At 61.8% G+C, this 21,872-nt stretch carries 15 protein-coding genes; 5 read left to right on the forward strand and 10 right to left on the reverse strand.

What is annotated here, in order from left to right:
* Nucleotides 1-330: 330 nt before the first annotated feature.
* The 3 genes from gltB to HJB82_RS19290 all read left to right on the forward strand — a co-directional run bounded on the left by gltB (nt 331) and on the right by HJB82_RS19290 (nt 7,786).
* Nucleotides 331-5,055, forward strand: coding sequence for a glutamate synthase large subunit (gltB, locus tag HJB82_RS19280; RefSeq protein WP_207581765.1), 4,725 nt, complete (start codon nt 331-333; stop codon nt 5,053-5,055).
* 221 nt (nt 5,056-5,276) lie between these two features.
* Entirely contained in the window at nt 5,277-6,731 is a 1,455-nt protein-coding gene (locus HJB82_RS19285) for a glutamate synthase subunit beta (protein ID WP_207581764.1), read from the forward strand.
* Between the two features lie 422 nt (nt 6,732-7,153).
* Nucleotides 7,154-7,786, forward strand: coding sequence for a hypothetical protein (locus tag HJB82_RS19290; protein ID WP_207581763.1), 633 nt, complete (start codon nt 7,154-7,156; stop codon nt 7,784-7,786).
* A gap of 36 nt (nt 7,787-7,822) precedes the next feature.
* Here HJB82_RS19290 and HJB82_RS19295 read toward each other — a convergent pair whose 3' ends face one another.
* Nucleotides 7,823-9,058 carry an SGNH family hydrolase gene (locus tag HJB82_RS19295; RefSeq protein WP_207581762.1) on the reverse strand — a complete coding sequence of 412 codons (1,236 nt, stop codon included), beginning with the start codon at nt 9,056-9,058 and terminating at the stop codon, nt 7,823-7,825.
* Nucleotides 9,059-9,229: 171 nt separating this feature from the next.
* Complete coding sequence (locus HJB82_RS19300) at nt 9,230-10,453, reverse strand: lytic murein transglycosylase (RefSeq protein ID WP_221131760.1); 1,224 nt, start codon at nt 10,451-10,453, stop codon at nt 9,230-9,232.
* Nucleotides 10,454-10,656: 203 nt separating this feature from the next.
* Between HJB82_RS19300 and galU the strand changes: the two genes are divergently transcribed.
* Nucleotides 10,657-11,544 (forward strand): UTP--glucose-1-phosphate uridylyltransferase GalU, encoded by an 888-nt coding sequence (galU, locus tag HJB82_RS19305; RefSeq protein ID WP_207581760.1) that lies wholly within the window; start codon nt 10,657-10,659, stop codon nt 11,542-11,544.
* 177 nt (nt 11,545-11,721) lie between these two features.
* On the opposite strand, the gene HJB82_RS19310 is transcribed toward galU, so the two are convergent.
* Nucleotides 11,722-13,260 carry an outer membrane beta-barrel protein gene (locus HJB82_RS19310; RefSeq protein ID WP_207581759.1) on the reverse strand — a complete coding sequence of 513 codons (1,539 nt, stop codon included), beginning with the start codon at nt 13,258-13,260 and terminating at the stop codon, nt 11,722-11,724.
* 143 nt (nt 13,261-13,403) lie between these two features.
* Here HJB82_RS19310 and HJB82_RS19315 point away from each other — a divergent pair, with 143 nt between their 5' ends.
* Entirely contained in the window at nt 13,404-14,399 is a 996-nt protein-coding gene (locus HJB82_RS19315; protein ID WP_207581758.1) for an SIS domain-containing protein, read from the forward strand.
* 58 nt (nt 14,400-14,457) lie between these two features.
* On the opposite strand, the gene HJB82_RS19320 is transcribed toward HJB82_RS19315, so the two are convergent.
* The 7 genes from HJB82_RS19320 to HJB82_RS19350 all read right to left on the reverse strand — a co-directional run bounded on the left by HJB82_RS19320 (nt 14,458) and on the right by HJB82_RS19350 (nt 21,746).
* Complete coding sequence (locus HJB82_RS19320) at nt 14,458-14,913, reverse strand: NfeD family protein (RefSeq protein WP_207581757.1); 456 nt, start codon at nt 14,911-14,913, stop codon at nt 14,458-14,460.
* Nucleotides 14,914-14,916: 3 nt separating this feature from the next.
* On the reverse strand, nt 14,917-15,954 hold the full coding sequence (locus HJB82_RS19325; RefSeq protein ID WP_207581756.1) for an SPFH domain-containing protein: 1,038 nt from the start codon (nt 15,952-15,954) through the stop codon (nt 14,917-14,919).
* A 192-nt stretch (nt 15,955-16,146) separates the two neighbouring features.
* The gene (gene hemH / locus HJB82_RS19330) at nt 16,147-17,181 is read right to left on the reverse strand and encodes a ferrochelatase (RefSeq protein WP_221116423.1); all 1,035 of its coding nucleotides are present in this window, start codon (nt 17,179-17,181) and stop codon (nt 16,147-16,149) included.
* A 127-nt stretch (nt 17,182-17,308) separates the two neighbouring features.
* The gene (locus HJB82_RS19335) at nt 17,309-19,243 is read right to left on the reverse strand and encodes a bifunctional UDP-sugar hydrolase/5'-nucleotidase (RefSeq protein ID WP_221141020.1); all 1,935 of its coding nucleotides are present in this window, start codon (nt 19,241-19,243) and stop codon (nt 17,309-17,311) included.
* Nucleotides 19,244-19,412: 169 nt separating this feature from the next.
* Complete coding sequence (locus HJB82_RS19340) at nt 19,413-19,733, reverse strand: hypothetical protein (RefSeq protein ID WP_207581753.1); 321 nt, start codon at nt 19,731-19,733, stop codon at nt 19,413-19,415.
* Nucleotides 19,734-19,753: 20 nt separating this feature from the next.
* The gene (omp10, locus tag HJB82_RS19345; RefSeq protein WP_207581752.1) at nt 19,754-20,122 is read right to left on the reverse strand and encodes an outer membrane lipoprotein Omp10; all 369 of its coding nucleotides are present in this window, start codon (nt 20,120-20,122) and stop codon (nt 19,754-19,756) included.
* 172 nt (nt 20,123-20,294) lie between these two features.
* Entirely contained in the window at nt 20,295-21,746 is a 1,452-nt protein-coding gene (locus tag HJB82_RS19350; protein ID WP_007631624.1) for a homospermidine synthase, read from the reverse strand.
* Nucleotides 21,747-21,872 lie beyond the last annotated feature (126 nt).

A 21,872-nucleotide genomic window follows, 5' to 3' on the forward strand; every position in this document is an offset into this window, starting at 1 on the left:
GCGCTCTTGCGGAGCGAAGTGCTTTCTGGCATAGAGCTGATGAATTAGGACAGTGTTGCTGTCCTATTTTGGCCTTCACGGCCGAGGAGGCGCTGAAAACCCTGGAACAGATGGGCTTTCACGCTATAGTTCTTCCGAGCGTCAAGCCTCAAGGGCGGCGCGCGGAGGCGAATGGCAGGCGCGGAACGCGACGGTTTGCTTTCCTTCAAAGCAGATGTCTGCGGCCGATCTTCACCATGCAGCAGCGCTGTCATGCGCCGAACCTATCTTCGGGTTGCGGCGCGGGACGAAAAGCCGCCCGCAGCCCCGCGGGCTTCGACAGGAGGAAAGATGATGACGAAGACGCCATCCATGGAATTTGACCGGTTCGCTGCTGCCGAGGTGCGCGCCACGGCCAATACGTCCAAATCCGCCTCCGGCCTGCCGAAGAAGCAGGGCCTCTACGATCCCCGCAACGAACACGACGCCTGTGGCGTCGGCTTCGTCGCGCATATGAAGGGTCAGAAGTCGCACCAGATCGTCAAGGACGGCCTGTTCATGCTCGAAAACCTGACGCATCGCGGCGCCGTCGGCGCCGATCCGCTGATGGGCGACGGTGCCGGCATCCTGGTGCAAATTCCCGACCGTTTCTTCCGCGAGGAGATGGCCGCGCAAGGCATCACGCTGCCGCCGGCCGGCGAATATGGCGTCGGTCATATTTTCATGCCGCGCGATGAAAAGCAGATCGAGCACTTCAAGAAGGTGATCAAGGACGTCATCGCCGAGGAAGGTCAGGTCTGCATCGGTTTTCGCGACGTGCCGGTCGACAATTCCTCGCTCTCCAAGGCGCCGGCCATTGCCGCAACCGAGCCGCATCATGTGCAGGTCTTCATCGGCGCCGGCGAGGATGCCGAAAACAACGACGAGTTCGAGCGTCGGCTGTTCACACTGCGCAAGGTGATCTCCAACCGCATCTATGACGAGTTCGACGGCGAGGAGAGCAATTTCTATCCGGTATCGCTGTCGTCGGCGACGGTGGTCTACAAGGGTATGTTCCTGGCCTATCAGGTCGGCGTCTATTACAAGGACCTGTCGGATCCGCGTTTCGAAAGCGCGGTCGCCCTCGTGCACCAGCGCTTCTCCACCAACACCTTCCCGTCGTGGAAGCTGGCGCATCCCTACCGCATGGTTGCCCATAACGGCGAGATCAACACGCTGCGCGGCAACGTCAACTGGATGGCGGCGCGCCAGGCGTCGGTGTCGTCGCCGCTGTTCGGTGAGGATATCTCCAAGCTCTGGCCGATCTCCTACGAAGGACAATCGGACACGGCCTGCTTCGACAATGCGCTCGAATTCCTGGTGCGCGGCGGTTATTCGATGGCGCATGCGGTGATGATGCTGATCCCGGAAGCCTGGGCTGGCAACCAGTCGATGGCCGCCGAACGCAAGGCCTTTTACGAATATCATGCCGCCTTGATGGAGCCCTGGGACGGGCCGGCGGCCGTCGCCTTCACCGACGGCAAGCAGATCGGTGCGACGCTCGACCGCAACGGCCTGCGACCGGCGCGCTACCTCGTCACCGATGACGACCGCGTCATCATGGCGTCGGAAGCCGGCGTGCTGCCGGTTCCGGAGGAGAGGATCATTCAGAAGTGGCGCCTGCAGCCGGGCAAGATGCTGCTGATCGATATGGAAGAAGGCCGCATCATCTCCGACGACGAGGTGAAGTCGCAGCTGGCGACGGCGCATCCCTATCGCAGCTGGCTCGGCCGCACCCAGCTTATCCTGGAAGAACTGAAGCCGGTGGAGCCGCGGGCGCTGCGCCGCGACGTGTCGCTGCTCGACCGTCAGCAGGCCTTCGGTTACACGCTCGAAGACACCCGCATCCTGATGTCGCCGATGGCGACGACGGGCCAGGAGGCGATCGGCTCGATGGGCACGGACACGCCGATCTCCGCGATGTCGGAAAAGCCGAAGCTGCTCTACACCTATTTCAAGCAGAACTTCGCGCAGGTGACGAACCCGCCGATCGACCCGATCCGCGAGGAACTGGTGATGAGCCTCGTCTCCTTCATCGGGCCGCGGCCGAACATTCTCGACCACGAGGGTGCGGCGAACGCCAAGCGGCTCGAGGTGCGTCAGCCGATCCTGACCAACGGCGATCTCGAGAAAATCCGCTCGATCGGTCATACGGAAGACCGTTTCGACACCAAGACGCTGGATTTCACCTATGATATCGAGCGCGGCGCGGCTGGCATGCCCGAGATGCTCGACCGGCTCTGCGAGCGCGCGGAAGCCGCCGTCAAGGGCGGCTACAACATCATCGTGCTCTCCGACCGCCAGATCGGGCCGGACCGGATCGCCATTCCTGCGTTGCTTGCCACAGCGGCGGTGCACCATCACCTGATCCGCAAGGGGCTTCGCACCTCGGTCGGTCTCGTCGTCGAGACCGGCGAACCACGCGAGGTCCATCATTTCTGCCTGCTTGCCGGCTATGGCGCGGAGGCGATCAATCCGTACCTCGCCTTCGACACGCTGCTCGACATGCATGCCAAGGGCGAATTCCCGAAGGAAGTGGATGCCACCGAAGTCGTCTACCGCTACATCAAGGCGGTCGGCAAAGGCATCCTCAAGGTCATGTCGAAGATGGGCATCTCGACCTATCAGTCCTATTGCGGCGCGCAGATCTTCGATGCGATCGGCCTGCAGTCGGAGTTCATCGACAAGTATTTCTTCGGCACCGCGACGATGATCGAAGGCGTCGGCCTCGAGGCGATCGCGGCGGAGACCGTCGACCGCCATACCGCGGCCTTCGGCGCGGATCCGCTGCTTGCCACGACGCTCGACATCGGCGGCGAATATGCCTACCGCATGCGCGGCGAAAGCCATGCTTGGACGCCCGATGCAGTCGCCGCCCTTCAGCATGCCGTGCGCGGCAATGCCGAGGACCGCTACCGCGAATTCGCCGATATGGTGAACAATTCGGCGCTGCGCATGAACACGATCCGCGGGCTCTTCAGCGTCAAGAGCGCCGAGGCGCTCGGACGCAAGCCGGTTTCGATCGACGAGGTCGAGCCGGCGGCCGATATCGTCAGGCGTTTCTCGACCGGGGCGATGTCCTTCGGCTCGATCTCCAGGGAGGCGCATACGACGCTGGCGATCGCCATGAACCGGATCGGCGGCAAGTCGAACACCGGCGAGGGCGGCGAGGAATCCGACCGCTACATGCCGCTGCCCGATGGTTCGATGAACCCGGAACGTTCGGCGATCAAGCAGATCGCGTCGGGCCGCTTCGGCGTCACCACCGAATATCTCGTCAATTCCGACATGCTGCAGATCAAGGTGGCGCAGGGCGCCAAGCCCGGCGAAGGCGGCCAGCTGCCGGGTCACAAGGTCGATGCGACGGTTGCCAAGACCCGCCATTCGACGCCGGGTGTCGGCCTGATCTCGCCGCCGCCGCATCACGACATCTACTCGATCGAAGATCTGGCGCAGCTGATCTACGATCTGAAGAACGTCAACCCGACCGCGGATGTCTCGGTCAAGCTCGTCTCGGAAGTCGGCGTCGGCACGGTTGCTGCCGGCGTTGCCAAGGCACGCGCTGACCACATCACGGTCGCGGGCTTCGACGGCGGCACGGGTGCGTCGCCGCTGACCTCGCTGAAACATGCCGGCAGCCCCTGGGAAATCGGCCTTGCCGAGACCCAGCAGACGCTGGTGCTGAATGGCTTGCGTTCGCGCGTCGCGCTGCAGGTGGATGGCGGCCTGAAGACCGGCCGCGACGTCATCATCGGGGCACTGCTCGGCGCTGATGAATTCGGCTTCGCCACCGCGCCGCTGATTGCGGCCGGCTGCATCATGATGCGCAAGTGCCATCTCAACACCTGTCCGGTTGGTGTGGCGACGCAGGATCCGGTGCTGCGCAAGCGCTTCAAGGGCGCTCCGGAGCACGTCATCAACTACTTTTTCTTCGTTGCCAACGAAGTGCGCGCAATCCTCGCCTCGCTCGGGTTTACCCGGCTCGACGATATCATCGGCGCCTCGGAGCTCCTTGAGAAGGACGAGATGCTGAACCACTGGAAGGCGAAGGGCCTCGATTTCAGCCGTATCTTCCACAAGGTTGATGCTGCCAAGGAGGAGACCTTCTGGACGACCCGGCAGAAGCACCCGATCGACGATATTCTCGACCGCGCGCTGATCGAGCAGGCACAGCCGGCACTGACCGCCAAGACACCCGTTGCCTTCGAGGTCGGCATCAAGAACGTCGACCGGTCGGTGGGCGCGATGCTATCCGGCGAAGTCGCCAAGCGTTACCGCCACCGCGGGCTGAAGGAAGACACGATCAATGTGACGCTTCGCGGCACGGCTGGCCAGAGTTTCGGCGCCTTCCTGGCGCGCGGCGTCACCTTCAACCTGATCGGCGACGGCAACGACTATGTCGGCAAGGGGCTTTCGGGCGGAAAGATCATCATCCGGCCGCCGGAGAATTCGAGGATCGTGGCCGAGAACTCGATCATCGTCGGCAACACCGTGCTTTACGGTGCGACCGAGGGTGAATGCTACTTCCGCGGTGTGGCGGGCGAGCGGTTCGCCGTGCGCAATTCGGGCGCAATCGCGATCGTCGAGGGTGTCGGCGACCATGGCTGCGAATACATGACCGGCGGCGTCGTCGTCGTGCTCGGCGCCACGGGCCGCAACTTCGCGGCCGGCATGTCCGGCGGTGTCGCCTACGTGCTCGATGAGACCGGCGATTTCGCCAGCCGCTGCAACATGGCGATGGTCGAGCTCGAGCCGGTGCCCGAGGAGGACGACATGCTGGAGAAGCTGCATCATCACGGCGGCGATCTCATGCACAAGGGACGCGTCGACGTCTCCGGCGACATGACGCGCCATGACGAGGAGCGCCTTTACCAGCTGATCTCCAACCATCTGCACTATACGGGCTCGACCCGCGCCAAGCAGATCCTCGACAGCTGGGCCGACTACCGTCCGAAGTTCCGCAAGGTCATGCCGGTCGAATACCGTCGTGCGCTCGAGGAAATGGAACGCAGTCGGATGGGCATCGCCGCGGAATGATTTGTACTGGGGCATCCGTCACCTGCTGACTGAGGTGACGGATGACGAAATATCTCGACGACCCGTGTGGAGCCGACGGCGAAGGCTGTCTTGATCGCACGGATGTCTTGCAAGGGATATGATCCAATGACGGTCAAGACAAGCAACTCGCTCGGGCTACCGGGACTGACGATAGACAGATTGGCTGCGGTGAGGCGGTCATGAGGGTAAGGGACGAAAATATGGGTAAGGTAACAGGGTTTCTGGAAATCGACCGGCAAGTGGCGAAGTACCAGCCGGCGTCGGATCGTATCCGTCATTTCCGTGAGTTCACGATCCCGATGTCGGACCTGGAAGTGCAGAAACAGGCTGCGCGCTGCATGGACTGTGGCATCCCCTATTGCCACGGCCCCACCGGTTGCCCGGTTCATAACCAGATCCCCGACTGGAACGACCTCGTGTACAACAACAATTGGGAAGCGGCGATCCAGAACCTGCATTCGACCAACAACTTCCCTGAATTCACCGGGCGCGTCTGCCCGGCGCCTTGCGAGGAAGCCTGTACGTTGAATCTCGAGGATGCGCCGGTTGCCATCAAGACGGTCGAGCAGGCAATCGCCGACAAGGCATACGAGCTCGGCTTCATCCGGCCGCAGCCGGCCACGGTGCATACGGGCAAGAAGGTCGCCGTGATCGGCTCCGGTCCTGCCGGCATGGCGGCCGCCCAGCAGCTCGGCCGCGCCGGCCACGAGGTGCACGTCTATGAGCGCGAGACCAAGCCGGGCGGCCTGCTGCGTTATGGCATCCCCGATTTCAAGATGGAGAAGAACTTCATCGATCGCCGTGTCGAGCAGATGAAGGGCGAGGGCGTCACCTTCCATTGCGGCGCCAATGTCGGCGTCGACGTCAAGGTCGAGCAGCTGTTGGCCGATCACGACGCCGTTCTCTACTGCGGCGGCTCCGAAACCCCGCGTGAGGCTGGCATTCCGGGCGCAGACCTTGCCGGCGTGCATGATGCGATGCCCTATCTCGTGCAGCAGAACCGCCGCGTCGGGCGCGAGAACATCGACAGCGTCGGCTGGCCGTCAGACCCGATCCTTGCCGGCGCCAAACACATCGTCGTCGTTGGTGGCGGCGATACGGCTTCGGACTGCGTCGGCACGGCGTTTCGCCAGGGAGCCGTCAAGGTCACCCAGCTCGACATTCGGCCGCAGCCGCCGGAGAAGGAAGACAAGCTTGCCGTCTGGCCCTTCTGGGCGACGAAAATGCGCACCTCCTCCTCGCAGGCCGAGGGCGCGGTGCGTGAATTCCAGGTGGCCACACTTGAATTCGTCGGCGAAGACGGCGTGCTGATCGGTGTCAAGTGCTGTGAGGTCGATGAACGCCGGCGGCCCGTTCCGGGCACCGAATTCGTCATCCGGGCCGATCTCGCCTTCATCGCCATCGGTTTCCGTGGCCCGTTCACCGGCAGCGTGCTGAAGGAGCTCGAGGGCAAGCTGACGCTCAACACCGACAAGCGCGGCTCGACCAACGTCGTCGCCAACGACCGCAACTACAAGACTTCGGTCGACAAGTTCTGGACGGCGGGCGACGTACGCCGCGGCCAATCGCTGGTGGTCTGGGCGATCCGCGAAGGCCGCCAAGCGGCGCGCGCTATCGACGAGGAATTGATGGGCTCGACCGTCCTGCCGAACTGACCGTCGGCGGCACAGACGCTCACGACACAAGAGCTCCGCCCTACGGCGGAGTTTTATAGTAAAGCGCTGCGTGTCCTGTCGGCGCGCAAGGACGCTTTAAAGCGCGTCGGATCAAATTTGATTCATGCGACGCGCTTTAGCTCTTTGTTTTGATGCATGTCGTTATCCCGGAACCGCTGCACACTTCCGGGCGACATGCATTATCGCTTTGGACTATACCCGGGTGCGACCGCTTGACGCGCCGGCATTCGGCGCAAGCCTCAGGCAATACCGGGAAGCGAGATTTTCGCAGGACGCGGGCTCGGGAAGAGTCGGCGGCGACCGGAGCGGAGGTGCCATGCCGTTTCGGTGAAGGCATTTCACCATCGGCCGCGGGCGTTAGGGACATCGACCGCCGCGAATGTTCGACAAGGATTTTTCAAATGGTTTCTGCACTTGACAGCACGCGGCTGGTTTCTGCCCGATATGCGCTGAAAAACCTTCGCAGCTCCGATGACAGTTCGCAGGATACGCAGAGTTCGTCGGCTGCCGGTATCTTGAGCAGCTATGGGCTCGATCCGAGCTCCGCCTCGCTGCTTTCCAACCAGGCCCTGTCAGGGCTGCTCGACACGCTTTCATCCCAGAACGACACGTCCGATGCGACCGACACGACGGGCGGAAGCGCCGACGTGACCAGCGCCTCCTTCATGTCGATGCTGAAGAAGCAGCTGCAGGATGCGGCTGCGGCCGAAGGCGAGAGCGGCAAGGCCCACGACATGCTAGCCGCCCTCGAAGCGGGCACGCTGACCATCTCCGACCCGACGCAGGGCGTATCGATTGCTGCCTGGGACGTGGACGATGCCGATGAGGCGGAAACTCAGAGCAAGGACGGCAAGGAGATCGATGTCAGCGGCTGGAGCGACTTCCTCGATGCGCATCTGGAGCGCGGCGCCGACGGCGCTTTCGTCAAGGAAAACGGCAGCTATGTCGACCAGACGAACGACAGCAACGCCTTCTTCGGCCTGATCGGCTCGAACTACTATTATCTGAGCTGGCCGCAGGCGACGGCGACATAAACGGAACGACGAGCAAGGCTGGCGCACGCGGCCTTTTCATTTGACCGAGACTTCGGCCGCCGTCTTTGCCACCGGCAGGCGGTAATCATCGATGCGCCCAGGAGGCGCGGGCGTCATTTCGCCCTGCTCGACCAGCAGGTCGCGGGGCGACCGCGTCAAAGCCACAGGCGGCGGCCTTGCGCCGAGAAGCTCGGCGCCGCCGTCGAGATTGGGATCGGAGAGGCTGATCGGCACGGTGTGTTCGGCCGGATTGGCGGGAAGGCCGAGACCGGGCAGATTGCTGGAGTCGAGGCGAACCAGATCGGGGCTTGCCTGCGTGCCGAGAAGACGCCGTGCCGGTTTTTCCACATAGAAGGCGAGCTTGCGCCGACCGGCCTGGGTAAGGTTGATGCCATCGGATGTGCGCAGTCTGACCTGCTGGCCGTTCACATCCGAACCGGTGACGATGAAGTTGCTGTTTTCATCGACGAAACCATCCCAGATATCGACGAATTCACCACCGATGCTTTCGACCTGATTACGGTAGAGCTGGTTCATCTGGACGGCATCGGCCGTCATCTGATCGGATTCGAAGGCGGGAAGGCCGACCCAGAGCAGCGGGATCTTGCGGTCGGTAACTTGCCTGCCGAAGGAGAGAACACGGCGGCGGTATTCGGTAAACCAGCTATCGGTGCGGAATTTTTCCTTGGCCGTATCGGTCATCATCTGCTGGCGATCGTTGGCGCCGATCATCACGACGACCATTGCCGGCTTCAGCTCGTCGATCATCTTCGGCAGTTGTTCCGGCCAGTCGTAATAATCGTCGCGGACGAGACCCGATGAGACATTGCCGCGGGCTTCAACGACAACCCCCGGCGAGGTCTCGAAGGCGGCAGTGAGGCCGTCGCCAAGGCCGCTGGCCAGGAAATCGCCGACGATCAGGATCTTCTTGGCGTCGCCGAGCTTCTGCACCACCGGCTCCTCCTGCACGGGCGCGCGGAGCGGCGGCGCGGTGCGGGTGTTGACGACGGCTTTCTGCGACGGCGGTCGCTTGTGCTGCTGGCGCCTCGGCTGCGGGACGTCGGGGGCTTGCGGGCCGTCGTCGAGATAGCGCCGGCCGAGGAAGAAATCGAGGATCGAACGCCGCTGGTAGCGCTGCTCCTGCGCTTCCGCAATATGCACCGGCGCAAGGGCGCCGAGGCATAGCGAAGCGGCCGCCACGGCGAGCATGAGCCAACGGATTGGGGTTCGATCAGTTTTATTCGTCATGGGCAGTTCCGCATCTGCCGGCATCTTGCAGGCAGGGTAGGCCAGCGTCCACTCCCGCTGCTATGTAGGTCACGGTTCTGCCAGTTGTAGGGCATATGCCGAAAAGTATGTGTGGTCTTCGGGCGGCATCATACCCTATTTCCTTGATTCAAAGGCGGATTCAGGTTCCGTTCGATCCGGTCGGGATCATCAGGTCTAGCGGCGTAGTGCGTTCAGAAGCGGCAGCGAGGGCTCGCCATCCGGCTGCATTCCGATGCGCGACTGCGCGGCTGAGATCGCCGCCTTCGAACCCGAGCCGAAATTGCCGTCGACCTCGCCATTGTAATAGCCGAGCGTCTTCAGGCGGGTCTGCAGCTCGAATTTCTCGGTGACGTCAAGGGCGCCGTCCGGGCGCGGCCAGCGCTGCTGCAGGCCGCCGTAGCCGGCGATCTGGTCGGCGAGCAGGCCGACGGCAAGCGCATAGCTGTCCGACGCATTGTAGTTCTTGATGGTGAAGAAGTTGGCGGTCATCAGGAAGCCTGGGCCGCCGGCGCCAGCCGGCATCTTCAGCATGGCCTTGGTGGTGCTCTCTCGGAAAGCCTTGCCGTTCGGGCGTGCCAGGCCGAGTGCCGCCCATTGGGCCAGTGTGTGGGTTTTGCCGGCCTGCTTGGCGGCTGCGGCGGGAACGACAACCTCGTAGCCCCAGGTCTTGCCGGTGTCCCAGCCGTTCTTCATCAGAAGATTGGCCGAGGTCGCCAGTGCATCGGGCACCGAGTTCCAGATGTCGCGATGGCCGTTGCCATCGGCATCGACAGCATAAAGCAGGTAGCTTGTCGGAATGAACTGGGTGTGGCCCATGGCGCCGGCCCAGGAGCCGGTCATCTCGCGTGCCGGCACATCGCCGTTCTGCAGGATCTTCAGCGCGGCGACCAGCTGCTTCTTGGCGAATTTGGCGCGGCTCGGATCGGCATAGCCAAGCGTTGCGAGCGCCCGCGGCACGTAGTGCAGCCGGTCGTCCTTGTCGAGGATTGCGCCGTAATTCGATTCCATCGACCAGATGGCCAAGAGAATGGTCTTGTCGACGCCGAATCGCCGCTCGATCGCATCGAGCGTTCTTGCGTGCTTAACGGCCATCTCGCGGCCGATCTTGATCGTATAGGGATTGACACGGGAATCGACGTAGTCCCAGATTTTCGAAGTGAATTCCGGCTGGTAGGCCGCCTTTTCGAGCACGGTCGGATCGGGCTCGGTCACTCCGGAAAAGGCCTTTTGATAAGTTGCCTTACTGATGCCACTCTGAGCGGCAGTTTGGTAAAAATCCGCGATCCATTTCTGGAACCGGGAATCGGCTTTCGCGTTGTCAGGAACCAGCCCGACCTGGGCGGCGACAACGAGGGCGAGAGCAAGACCACGAAGGGAGTATTTGTGATTCTGGGCCATCGACAATCGTATCCGTCATCTTCAGTTTCCGGTGCAGCGGGGCATCATGTCCGCCCAAACCCGAGACTACAGGAACGGAGTCAACAAATTCTTTACCATGGCGATCCGCTGCGGTCACCATTTGCAAAACCGTAGCAATTCTATACTAGTTAAAGCTAAAAAGCTCCATTTCCAAGCGATATGATCGAACCAGGAGGCCGCGTGTGGCTCAACACAATAAAGTTCGTAAAGCAGTATTTCCGGTTGCGGGGTTAGGAACGCGATTCCTACCGGCAACCAAGGCTGTTCCGAAGGAAATGTTGACCGTCGTCGACAAGCCAATCATTCAATATGTCGTCGATGAGGCGATCGAGGCCGGGATCGAACATCTGGTTTTCGTCACCGGACGCAACAAGCACGTCATCGAAGATTATTTCGACATCCATTTCGAGTTGGAGCAGACGCTGCGCGAGCGCGCCAAGAAGGCCGAGATAACCCTTCTCGCCCAGCAATTGCCGAAGGCCGGCACGGTGAGCTTTACCCGCCAGCAGGAGCCGCTCGGCCTCGGCCACGCGGTTTGGTGCGCCCGCGAAATCGTCGGTGACGAGCCCTTCGCACTGTTGCTGCCCGATATGATCATGAAGGGCGACAAGGGCTGCATGAAGGGCATGATCGACCTCTACGGCCAGAGCGGCGGCAATATCATCGCCGTTGAGGAATGCGCGCCCGACCAGGCCCATAAATACGGCATCGTCGGCGTCGGCGAGGCGATCGGCGATGGCTTCCGAATCACCGGCATGGTGGAAAAGCCTGCCAAGGGGACAGCGCCTTCCAACTTCTTCATCAACGGTCGCTACATCCTGCAGCCGGAGATCTTCAAGATCCTCGAAACCCAGGAGCGTGGCGCCGGCAATGAGATCCAGCTTACCGACGGCATGCTGAAGCTGCTGAAGGAGCAGGATTTCGCCGGTTACCACTTCCGCGGCGCGACCTACGACTGCGGCGCCAAGGATGGCTTCATCCTGGCAAACGTCGCCTTCGCTCTCGAACGCGACGATATCCGCCCGACCGTCGAAGGCGGCTTCAAGGAATTGCTCGCCGGTCTGAAGTAACCTTCCCGCACAGCATATAAATGATAGAGCGCCGCGTATCCTCCCAGATGCGTGGCGTTTTTGCATCCCTAAATTAAAGCGCGTCGCACTTAGCTTGATTCATGCGACGCGCTTTAGCTCTTTGTTTTTGTGTATGTCGTTATCCGGGAACCGCCGCACACTTCCCGGCGACATGCATTAGCGCTTCAACTTGAGACCAACGCCGGCTCGCAATTGCTGCGAATCGGTGCCTTCCTTGCGCGTTGTCAGCTCGTAACCGAGCGTGCTGGTCAAATCGAGATAGCGGTTGATGTTCCAGGTCAGACCGGTCGCGGCGGTATAGACGAGTTCGTCATTGATGGTGCTATCTGTGGGATAATCGCGCCACGTTACCCCGCCGATCATCGTCCCGACCAGATTGTCGCGCAGCTGGTGGGTGACCGTCGTCGTCAGCGCGTGCGAGACGTAGCCGCTTTCGCCCGCCGTGGTCGAGGGCTGGATGCTCGTCTGCAGGTCGAGATTGACGTCGGTGCCGCGGATCGGCGACCAGAGCAGGCTCGCATCGAGCGTGGCGGTATCGATCGAGGACAGGCGGCTGTCTTCGAAATTCGCCATCTCGTAGCCGACACCGACTTCACCCTTCAGCTTTTCGCCGAGGTCGACCTCGACGCCTGCCTTGGCGCCATAGGCGTGGCCAGAACGCTCATAGCCGGCGGAATCGCGCGTCTCGTCATAGACACTCCGGCCGATCGTCGCCTCGATGAAGGGGATGAGCGCGGGGGACAGCTCGTAACCGACGCGGCCGCGCAGCGTGCCAGCCGTCTGGTTGCGGTCGCTCAGCTCAACGGTCGTGCCGTTCGCAAGCGTGGCATCCGAATAGATCGAGCGGGTCAGTGCCAGTGCCGTCGTGCCGCGCAGGATGCCGAAATCGCGTTGGACTGAGGCGCCCGCGCTAAACTCCTGCACATCAGACTGCTGTGCTGCGTTGGCGATGGCCTCGGGATCGTCCGTATCCTCGCGGTAGAAATTGTACCCGGCGGTGAGATGCGCGACCGTATCGTCGGAAAGATCCAGCCGGAGGTCGCCGTTGACTTTGAAGGACGGCTGCTCCTCGCCCTCGCCGCTGATATTCCTCTGCCAGGCGCCTTCCGAAGTTACGGTCAGCTGATGCCGGCCCCAGTCCGAGGTCAGGGTCGCGGCTGCGTCCGTTTCGAGGAAGGCGCGCCGTTGCCTGGTGTTGCCGTCCTTAGTGGTCTCGGTGTTGATGCTCTGGGTGACGCTCGGGCGGAGCACGAACGTGCCGATCGGAATGCCCGGCGTTTCGGCCGCCGAGGCACTTTCGGCAGTCCTACGGCGCGGCAGCGTCTCGTCGATCGGCGTTTCGCGTGTGTTCAGCCGGCGGATGTCGTCGTCGAGGATGGAGCCGGTAATGTCGTCGCTGGCTTGCGCATCCGGTATCGCCGGCCTCTGCTGGGCATCGTCCGCGTTCGCGGATGTGCCGTTTGTCGCGGGCGTGGCGGTATCGTCGGTCTCGTCATCAAAACCGGCAGCATTGTTCGTGGTGCGATAGTCCTGAGAGGCCGTGGAGCGCCTGTTTGCCGTGCCTGCCGGCTGCGGCGAGGCGGACTGTGCAAAGGCTGTCTGACCGAGCAGCAGACTGCAGAACGCGACAAACGAGACGGCACGGCTCATGGCGCGGAGCGGCGTCACACTGCTCGTCTGTTTTGGCTGGCCCATGCAATTCGCGCCTGACATGCTTTCGGTTCTTACCCAAAGGTAAAGCCTCGTGGTTAATCATTCGTTGCCGGCGGCGAGCGCTGTTCACATTTCGGAAAGAGTGCGGGGTGGACTTGGAAAGTGAAAAGGTCTAACGCAATTTCATGAACAGAAGAGCGATAAACCTCGTTGAAAACAGCGTGCTCGAATCGGCAAAACGCACGATAGAGACCGAAAGACGCGGTCTTGAAGCGCTTGAACAGGCCTTTGACAATGGATTGGCCGGTCCTTTCACGCGCGCCATTGAAGTGATCGGCGACATCTCGGGGCGGGTCATCGTCACCGGCGTCGGCAAAAGCGGACATATCGGCGCCAAGCTCGCGGCGACGTTCGCTTCAACGGGGACACCTGCCTTTTTCGTGCATGCGGCGGAGGCCAATCACGGCGACCTCGGCATGATCGCGCGCGACGACGTCGTGTTGGCGATTTCCAAAGGCGGCGAGAGTGCTGAGCTCAAGAGCATCATTTCCTTCACGCGGCGCTTCTCCATTCCGCTGATCGCGATCACTTGCAGCGACCGTTCCTCGCTTGCGACCGCCGCCGATATCGTCCTTCTCGTGCCGAATGAGCAGGAGGCCTGCCCGAATGGGCTGGCGCCGACGACCTCGACGCTGATGCAGCTTGCGATCGGTGATGCGCTGGCGGTGGCGCTGTTGGAGGCGCGCGGTTTTACCGCGACGGACTTCCACGTGTTCCATCCCGGCGGCAAGCTGGGGGCGAGCCTGATGCACGTCGCCGATATCATGCATACCGGCGAGCGGCTGCCGCTCGTTGCCAAGGGCACACCGATGCCGGAGGCGATCACGGTGCTGTCGCGCAAGCATTTCGGTTGCGTCGGCGTGCTTGACGAGGATGGGCGGCTCTGCGGGATCGTCACCGAAGGCGACATGGCGCGCAACCTGACCCGCAATCTCTCCGAACTTGCCGTCGACGACATCATGACGCGGACGCCGAAAACCGTGAAGTCGACGGTGCTGGCGACCGCCGCCCTGGCGTTGCTCAACCAGCATCACATCGGCGCGCTGATCGTCACCGACGACGACCGCAGGCCGGTCGGACTGGTGCATTTCCATGACCTACTGCGGATTGGCGTCGCCTGAGGCGCGCCGCGATCCAACGGGTTCACTTCCTGCGCTTTAGGTCTTTGTTTTTGCTCGATCAGACAGGTTCGACTGTGAGGTCGCGGCCGTTGCTCGAAACCACCTTCACCTGCGTTCCGACGGGCAGGTCCGGTCCCATCACCTGCCATAGCGTATCGTCGAGGCGGATGCGGCCGCGGCCCTCGCTGATCGGTTCGTGCAGCGTCGCGGTGCGGCCGACGAGGCTCGCGCCGCGCTGATTGAGGAAGGGCTCGTCGGTCGTGGAATTGCGCAGCGTCAGCCGACGGCCGGCGAACGTCGTGGCTACCGCGAGCAGCGCAAAAAGGATCGCCTGCAGCTCCCAGACCCAGAAGGCGCTGTCCCAGAAGAGCAGCGACAGCGCGCCGACGATCAAGGCGGCCAGGCCGATCCAGACCAGGAAGAAGCCGGGTACGATCATTTCCGCGGCGAGCAGCACGAGGCCTGCGACCCACCAACTCCACGGACCAAGTTCGGCGACGATCTTCGCCAGCATGGCTTATCGCTCCGGATCGGGATTGAAAGGATTGGGGGTCGACGGATTGATCGGCGGCGTCGAGCGCGCCGGCGCGGGGCGCGGACGCGACAAGGGTGGCAGCGTTGCCGGGTTGTTGCCGGCATCGCCGAAGACTTCGCGGGCAATGGCGCCGATGCCGCCGAGCGAGCTGAGGATGGACGAGGCTTCCATCGGCATCATCACGATCTTGGAATTGGATGCGGAGCCGATCGAGGTGAGCGCCTCGGTGTATTTCTGCGCAACGAAATAATTGATCGCCTGAATGTCGCCGGCGGCGATCGCTTCGGAGACCATCTTGGTCGCTTTGGCTTCAGCCTCGGCCAGGCGTTCGCGAGCTTCAGCATTGCGGAAGGCGGCCTCGCGCTGGCCTTCGGCCTGGAGAATGGCCGATTGCTTGGCGCCTTCGGCCCTGAGGATCTGCGCGTTGCGCGAGCCCTCGGCTTCCAGCACCTGGGCGCGCTTCTCGCGCTCGGCCTTCATCTGGCGAGCCATGGCATCGACGAGGTCGCGCGGCGGCTGGATGTCCTTGATCTCGACACGAGTGACCTTGATGCCCCAGGGATGCACGGCCTCGTCGACGACGCGCAGCAGCCGGTCGTTGATTGCATCGCGGTTGGAAAGCAGCTCGTCGAGATCCATCGAGCCCATGACCGAGCGGATGTTGGTCATGGTCAGATTGAGGATGGCATTTTCGAGATTGGCGACCTGATAGGCGGCCTGGGCGGCGTTCAGCACCTGATAGAAGGAGACGGCATCGGCCGAGACCGAGGCATTGTCCTTGGTAATCACCTCCTGGGTCGGCACGCTCAGCACCTGCTCCATCACGTTCAACCGGGCGCCGACACGCTCGATGAAGGGAGTGATCAGGTTAAGTCCGGGCTCCAGCGTGCGGGTATAACGCCCGAAGCGCTCGATCGTATAGCGGTAGCCCTGCGGCACGGTTTTGATCCCGGCAAAGAGCACCAGAATGACGAAAATGACCAGCACGATCACGACGATATCGAAGCCGCCGAACAGCATGAAAAATTCCTCTCATCCGCGCATGCGCGCGCGTGCACACCATAGATGTGGTGAGTTAGCATGTTCTTTGCGAGGAGGAAACGACACACGCATGCCCACCTCCCATCCAAGTGGAAAGAAGGTTTGGTCTTGCAATGCCCATTCGGGCTGTCGCCGGCTAACCGTGCAGTGCTGCCTTCTGAAAACGGTTTCTCAGACCCAGCCCTGCAATTCGCGGCGGACGACCTTTTCCAGCACCGTCATGCCGTCCTCTCCGTCGTTGAGGCAGGGGATATGCGCGAACGTCTCGCCGCCGTTCTCATGGAAGGAATGAGCAGCCTGTTCGGCGATCTCCTCCAGCGTCTCCAGACAGTCGGAGACGAAGCCGGGATTGATGACAGCGATGCGCTTGACGCCGTCCTTGGCAAGCTTCTCCACTGTCTTGTCTGTATAGGGCTGCAGCCATTCCTCCGGCCCGAATCGGGACTGGAAGGTGACCATGAAGTTTTCCTTGGTGAGCCCGAGCCGCTCGCGCAGCAGCCGGCCGGTCTTCTGGCATTGGCAGTAATAGGGATCGCCCTGCTTGAAATAGGATATCGGAATGCCGTGGAAGGAGGCGAGCAGCATTTCGGGCTTCCAGTCGAGCGTCGAAAGATGCCGTTCGACAGACTTCGCGAGCGCCTCGATATAGGTCTCGTCGTCGTGATAGGCGGGCACGGTGCGCAGCGCCGGCTGCCAACGCATCGAGAGCAGCTTCTGGAAGGCCTTGTCGTTGACCGTGGCGGTCGTTGCCGCCGCATATTGCGGATAGAGCGGGAAGAGCACGATGCGGTCGCAACCCTCTTGCTTCAGCGCCTCGATGCGCGAAGCGATCGACGGGGTGCCGTAGCGCATCGCCCAGTCGACCTTGACGTTATCAAGATCCCTCAGGCGCCCGGTCATCAACTCCGACTGGTTGCGCGTGTAGGTGCGGAGATAGCTTTCGTTCTTCTCCTTGTTCCAGATCAGCTCATAGGCCTTGCCGACTTTCTGCGGGCGGGTGTTGAGCACGATGCCGAACAGGATCGGATACCACTTCCAGGGCGACCATTCGATGACGCGGCGATCGGTCAGGAATTCCCTGAGATAGCTGCGCATCGAGGTATAATCGGTGCCGTCGGGCGTGCCGAGATTGACCAGAAGGACACCCACCTTGCCTGACTTGACGGCCGGATGGTCCGCCGGGCGGTGTGAAAGATCTGCTGTCATTTGGCCCCAACGCTCTCTTTTCTGTCTCGTCGGCTCATACGCAGCCTGGAGATCTTGGTTCACCCTATAGAAAGAAAAACCGGCCCGGGAAACCCCGGACCGGTCATGGCAATCGGGACAAATTGTCTTATTTTGCCGGAACTTCGATCTCTTTGCCGACCGTCAGGTGGCGTGGGTTCGGACTGCCGTTGGCCTCCGAAAGCTTCCGCCATAGCGTGCCGTCGCCATAGAAGGTCACGGCGAGATCCCAGAAGGTGTCGCCCGCGGCGATCACGTAGGTGGACGGCGCCGTTGCGGCGGGTGCCGACGCCGGTACCGGTTCCGCAGTAGGCGCGGGTGCGGCCGGCGTGGCCGGAGCTGGCGCTGCCGCAGGGGCGGGGGCAGGTTCGGTGGTTGGTGCAGGTGCTGCCGGCGTCGCCGGAGCAGCGGGTTCGGCGGCGGGGGCCTGCGCCACAACCGCGGCGATTTCGGTGACGCGGCCTTCGGTATAGGGTTTATACGGTGAGTGGGCTGCCAGATATTCGGCGGTCACGTCGGCGAGATCCGGGCCAAAATCATAGGCGTTCTTGCCGTCCTTAAAGATCGAATAGCCATCGCCGCCGGCCCGCATAAAATTGTTGGTGGCGACCTTGTAGGTCTTACCAGGGTCGATCGGGGCGGAGTTGTCGCCCTCCTTCACCTGGACATCGCTGACGCGGCTGCCGACAGGTTTGGACTGGTCGAAGGAGAATTTCAGGCCGGCGACCTGCGGGAAGCGGCCGGCGCCCTGATCGATCTGGCTGACGCCGTTTTCAAGCGCCTTGACGACATCTGCGCCGGTTGCCTCGAACGTGGCAAGCGTGTTCTGGAAAGGCAGGACGGTGATGACTTCGCCCTGGGTGACCTCGCCGCCGTCGATCGAAGCACGCAGACCGCCGCCATTCTGGACGGCGATGGTAACGCCTTGGTTTTTGGTGCGGTCGAGCATGGCGTCGGCCACCAGATTGCCCATCGAGCATTCCTTGACGCGACAGACCTTGCGGTCGCCCTCGATCGGGGCCTCGGAGGAACCGATGACCTTCTTGCGCAATTCTTCGATCGGTTTGGCCAGTTCGGTGATGCGGGCAACGACGGCCGGATCGGGCGTAAAGGTTGAATCGATCAGGATCGGATCGCCCTTGGCATCCTTGACGACGCCGCTATCGTCGAAATTGACGACGAGATCGCCGAGATATTTGCTGTAAGAGGCAGCCTGAACGACCGGCACCTTGTAGCCACCGGGATTGTCGACCATCGTCGGGTAGGGGCCTTCAGCCTTTGGATCGGTATTGGAGAGCAGGCTATGGGAGTGGCCGCCGACAACGACATCGACGTCTGGGATCTTGGCGATCAAAGCGAGATCGCGGGGGTAACCAACATGGGTCAACGCGATGATCTTGTTGACACCCTGGCCCTTCAGATCCTGAACGGCGGAGGTTATCGCCTGGACGTCATCGGCGATCGTGACATTCGGGCCGGGGGAGGAAAGTTCGGCCGTATCATTGGTGACGGCGCCGACAATACCGATCTTCTGGCCGCCGACATCGAGCACCAGCGACGGCTTGATGCGGTCGCCGAGCTTGGAGGCGGCTGTCGCCTTAACGTTCGCCGTCACGACAGGGAACTGCACCTTGTCGAGGAAGGTCGCAAGCCCGTCCTCGCTGTCGTCGAATTCATGGTTGCCGACGGTCATGGCGTCGAACTTCATCAGGTTCAGGAATTCGGCTTCGGCAGCGCCCTTATAGGTCGTGTAGAAGAGCGAGCCCTGGAAATTGTCCCCGGCATTCAGGAGGACGACGTTCTTGCCCGACAGCGCCTGACGCCGCTGGTCGATCGCGACCTTCAGGCGGGCAGCACCCCCGAAGCATTCGTTCTTGCCTTCTTCCTCGGCCGAGCAGGTGGAGTCGAACTTGTTGATCGATTCGATGCGCGAATGGAAATCGTTAATATGAAGAATATTGAGTTCGTAATCCGCAAAGGCAGCGCCCGCGCTCAGCGCCAGCATGGACGCGGTCAAAAGACCGAAGCTGAAAGACTTCGTCATCCCTGTTCTCCTGATTGGGCGAGAGATCCCCCTGATCCTCGCCGATCCCTTCATAGTCCGCCGGGGGCGGTCCCGGCCTGCGGATGTTCCATCAGAGGATGGGCGACCGCAAGAGAAAGCTGGGCTAGGCCTGACGCTTTCCAAGGGGGCAGGGCAAAAAAGCCGGTTGCTATCCCCGGCATTCGCCGGCGGCGGCATTTCGATAGAGTTCGTGCACGGCCTCCGCAATATTCGGAACCGTAGCGAGCGCGATGCTCAAACAGAGAAGGAAAATGAGGCGATTAAAGCGCCGGCCGGCTCGATAGGCAAAGAGTGCGCCGGCGCCGTAGATCAATATTGCCGGCACGGCCAACATCAGCACCTGGCCCGGTCTGTCGCAATCGGGAGCGGCGATGCCCTGGGCACGATAGACGTTGGCCGGAAAAACGACGGCAAGTGCTGCAAGCGGCAGCGCGAGCAGCAGGACGAGATAAACGGCGAGGGCGCGCATGGCGTGCTTAGCCTATCCCCTTAGCCTCGGCGGGAAAGCGTGAATTGTGCGCCGGAATCGGAGGTGCAATTGAGCTGGCTCTGATTGACAAGGGCGCAATTCACCTTGGACTGGGTCTTACGCACCAGCGAGGTCATGTTGATCTCCACCAAGGTCGGCGAAGTGTTGATATAGGTGCCCGAGGCAAGAAGCTGGTTGCTGTCGGTCGTGCGGGTGGTGAAACTACCGCCCTGGAAGGTGGAAACGATGCCGTTCGGATCGCTCCAGTTGCCTTCGACGCCGGTGGCTGACGGCGTCATTGCAACTGGCAGGCGGCGCGGCTCTGATGAAACGCAGGCGGCAAGAGCAGCCGCTGCACCGACAAGAACGAGACCAGTTCTGATTTTCATAAAGCTTCTCCCGGCGAATCGGCGCGGCGGAACACCCGCCAAGTTCGGGCAAAACATGGCGCGCGCCCGCCGTGAAGGCAAGCCTTGGCGGCGCGCCGGGCGGCATTTAGACAGCCGGCGTTACAAAAATGCCCGCCTTGCGGCGGGCATCTTCAGGGTCGCGCGAGCGATCTCAGCGAACGAGAATGTTCTTGAACTGCCACGGATCCTTGGTGTCGATATCTTCCGGGAAGAGGCCTGGGCGGCCATCGAGCGGGGTCCAGTCGGTGTAGTGTCCCTCGACCGGGCCGAGATAGGGCATCTGTACTTCGAGGCAGCGCTTGTAGTCGATCTCGTCGGCCTCGACGATGCCGGCATTCGGGTTTTCCAGCGCCCAGACCATGCCGGCGAGAACAGCGGAGGTCACCTGCAGGCCAGTGGCGTTCTGATAGGGCGCGATGCGGCGCGTTTCTTCCAGCGACAGGCGCGAGCCATACCAGTAGGCGTTCTTCTCATGGCCGTAGAGCAGGACGCCGAGTTCGTCGATGCCGTCCTCCAGTTCGTCCTCGTCGAGAACGTGGTGGACCGGCTGCGCCGTACCGCCATTGCCGAACATCTCATGCAGCGAGAGCACGGCGTCGTTGGCCGGGTGGTAGGCATAGTGGCAGGTCGGGCGGAAGGTCACTTCGCCGTCCTTGTCACGGACGGTGAAATAATCGGCGATCGAGATCGACTCGTTGTGGGTGACGAGGAAGCCGTATTGCGGGCCGGGCGTCGGGCACCAGGTGCGTACGCGGGTGTTGGCGCCCGGCTGCTCCAGGTAGATCGCCGCCTTGTTGCCCTTCTTGTGCTTCTTGGCGTTCTTCGGCATCCACTCTTCATGCGTGCCCCAGCCAAGTTCGGCCGGCTGCAGGCCTTCGGAGATGAAGCCTTCGACGGACCAGGTGTTCCAGAAGACGTTGAGCGGCTTCGGATGCTTGGTGCGCTGGGTGTCGCGCTCGGCGATGTGGACGCCCTTGACGCCGAGCTTCTTCATCAACTTTGCCCAGCCTTCGCGATCGTGCTGGTCCGGTTCCTCGAATTTGAGGCCGGTGTCGTTGGCGAGATTGACAAGCGCCTGCTTGACGAACCAGGAGACCATGCCCGGATTGGCGCCGCAGGTGGAGACGGCGGTGGCGCCACCCGGGTTCTTTGCCTTTTCCTTGCGCATGGTTTCGCGCAGCGCATAGTTGGTGCGGTCGGCATTGCTCATGCCCTTGTCGAAATAGAAGCCGAGCCAGGGTTCGACGACGGTGTCGACATAGGGCACGTCATGCTTGCGGCAGAGCTTGATAATGTCGAGCGAGGAGGTGTCGACCGAGAGGTTGACGCAGAAACCCTGGCCTTCGCCTTCGGTCAGCAGCGGCTTCAGCAGTTCCTTGTAATTTTCCTTGGTGACATATTCCTTGATGTGGCGAACGCCGTGCTTCTTCAGAATCTCCATGTCGGAGGGCTCTTCGCGCGGGTCGATGACGACCATCCGGCTCTTGTCGAATTTGAAGTGGCGCTCGATCAGGGGCAGGGTGCCGCGGCCGATGGAGCCAAAGCCGATCATCACGATCGGACCGGTGATTTCGGCATATACCGGATAGTTTTGTTCCGTCATTCTTTTCTCCTATGGAAGGGGACGAAGGCGTTCAGCCCGAAGAATTCTTTTGAAATTGCCGCAGAGATGCGAAGTGACCGGCTCTAACCATAAAACGGCGTCACAATAAAGAGCGTTGAGGGGGAA

The sequence above is a fragment of the Rhizobium sp. NZLR10 genome (genome assembly GCF_019685125.1).
In the GTDB taxonomy this organism is placed as follows: Bacteria; Pseudomonadota; Alphaproteobacteria; order Rhizobiales; family Rhizobiaceae; genus Rhizobium.

Coding starts and splice junctions, on each gene's coding strand:
- gltB (WP_207581765.1), top strand. CDS start 331: ATGATGACGAAGACGCCATCCATGGAATTTGACCGGTTCGCTGCTGCC.
- HJB82_RS19285 (WP_207581764.1), top strand. CDS start 5,277: ATGGGTAAGGTAACAGGGTTTCTGGAAATCGACCGGCAAGTGGCGAAG.
- HJB82_RS19290 (WP_207581763.1), top strand. CDS start 7,154: ATGGTTTCTGCACTTGACAGCACGCGGCTGGTTTCTGCCCGATATGCG.
- HJB82_RS19295 (WP_207581762.1), bottom strand. CDS start 9,058: ATGCCGGCAGATGCGGAACTGCCCATGACGAATAAAACTGATCGAACC.
- HJB82_RS19300 (WP_221131760.1), bottom strand. CDS start 10,453: ATGGCCCAGAATCACAAATACTCCCTTCGTGGTCTTGCTCTCGCCCTC.
- HJB82_RS19310 (WP_207581759.1), bottom strand. CDS start 13,260: ATGGGCCAGCCAAAACAGACGAGCAGTGTGACGCCGCTCCGCGCCATG.
- HJB82_RS19315 (WP_207581758.1), top strand. CDS start 13,404: ATGAACAGAAGAGCGATAAACCTCGTTGAAAACAGCGTGCTCGAATCG.
- HJB82_RS19320 (WP_207581757.1), bottom strand. CDS start 14,913: ATGCTGGCGAAGATCGTCGCCGAACTTGGTCCGTGGAGTTGGTGGGTC.
- HJB82_RS19325 (WP_207581756.1), bottom strand. CDS start 15,954: ATGCTGTTCGGCGGCTTCGATATCGTCGTGATCGTGCTGGTCATTTTC.
- hemH (WP_221116423.1), bottom strand. CDS start 17,181: ATGACAGCAGATCTTTCACACCGCCCGGCGGACCATCCGGCCGTCAAG.
- HJB82_RS19335 (WP_221141020.1), bottom strand. CDS start 19,243: ATGACGAAGTCTTTCAGCTTCGGTCTTTTGACCGCGTCCATGCTGGCG.
- HJB82_RS19340 (WP_207581753.1), bottom strand. CDS start 19,733: ATGCGCGCCCTCGCCGTTTATCTCGTCCTGCTGCTCGCGCTGCCGCTT.
- omp10 (WP_207581752.1), bottom strand. CDS start 20,122: ATGAAAATCAGAACTGGTCTCGTTCTTGTCGGTGCAGCGGCTGCTCTT.
- HJB82_RS19350 (WP_007631624.1), bottom strand. CDS start 21,746: ATGACGGAACAAAACTATCCGGTATATGCCGAAATCACCGGTCCGATC.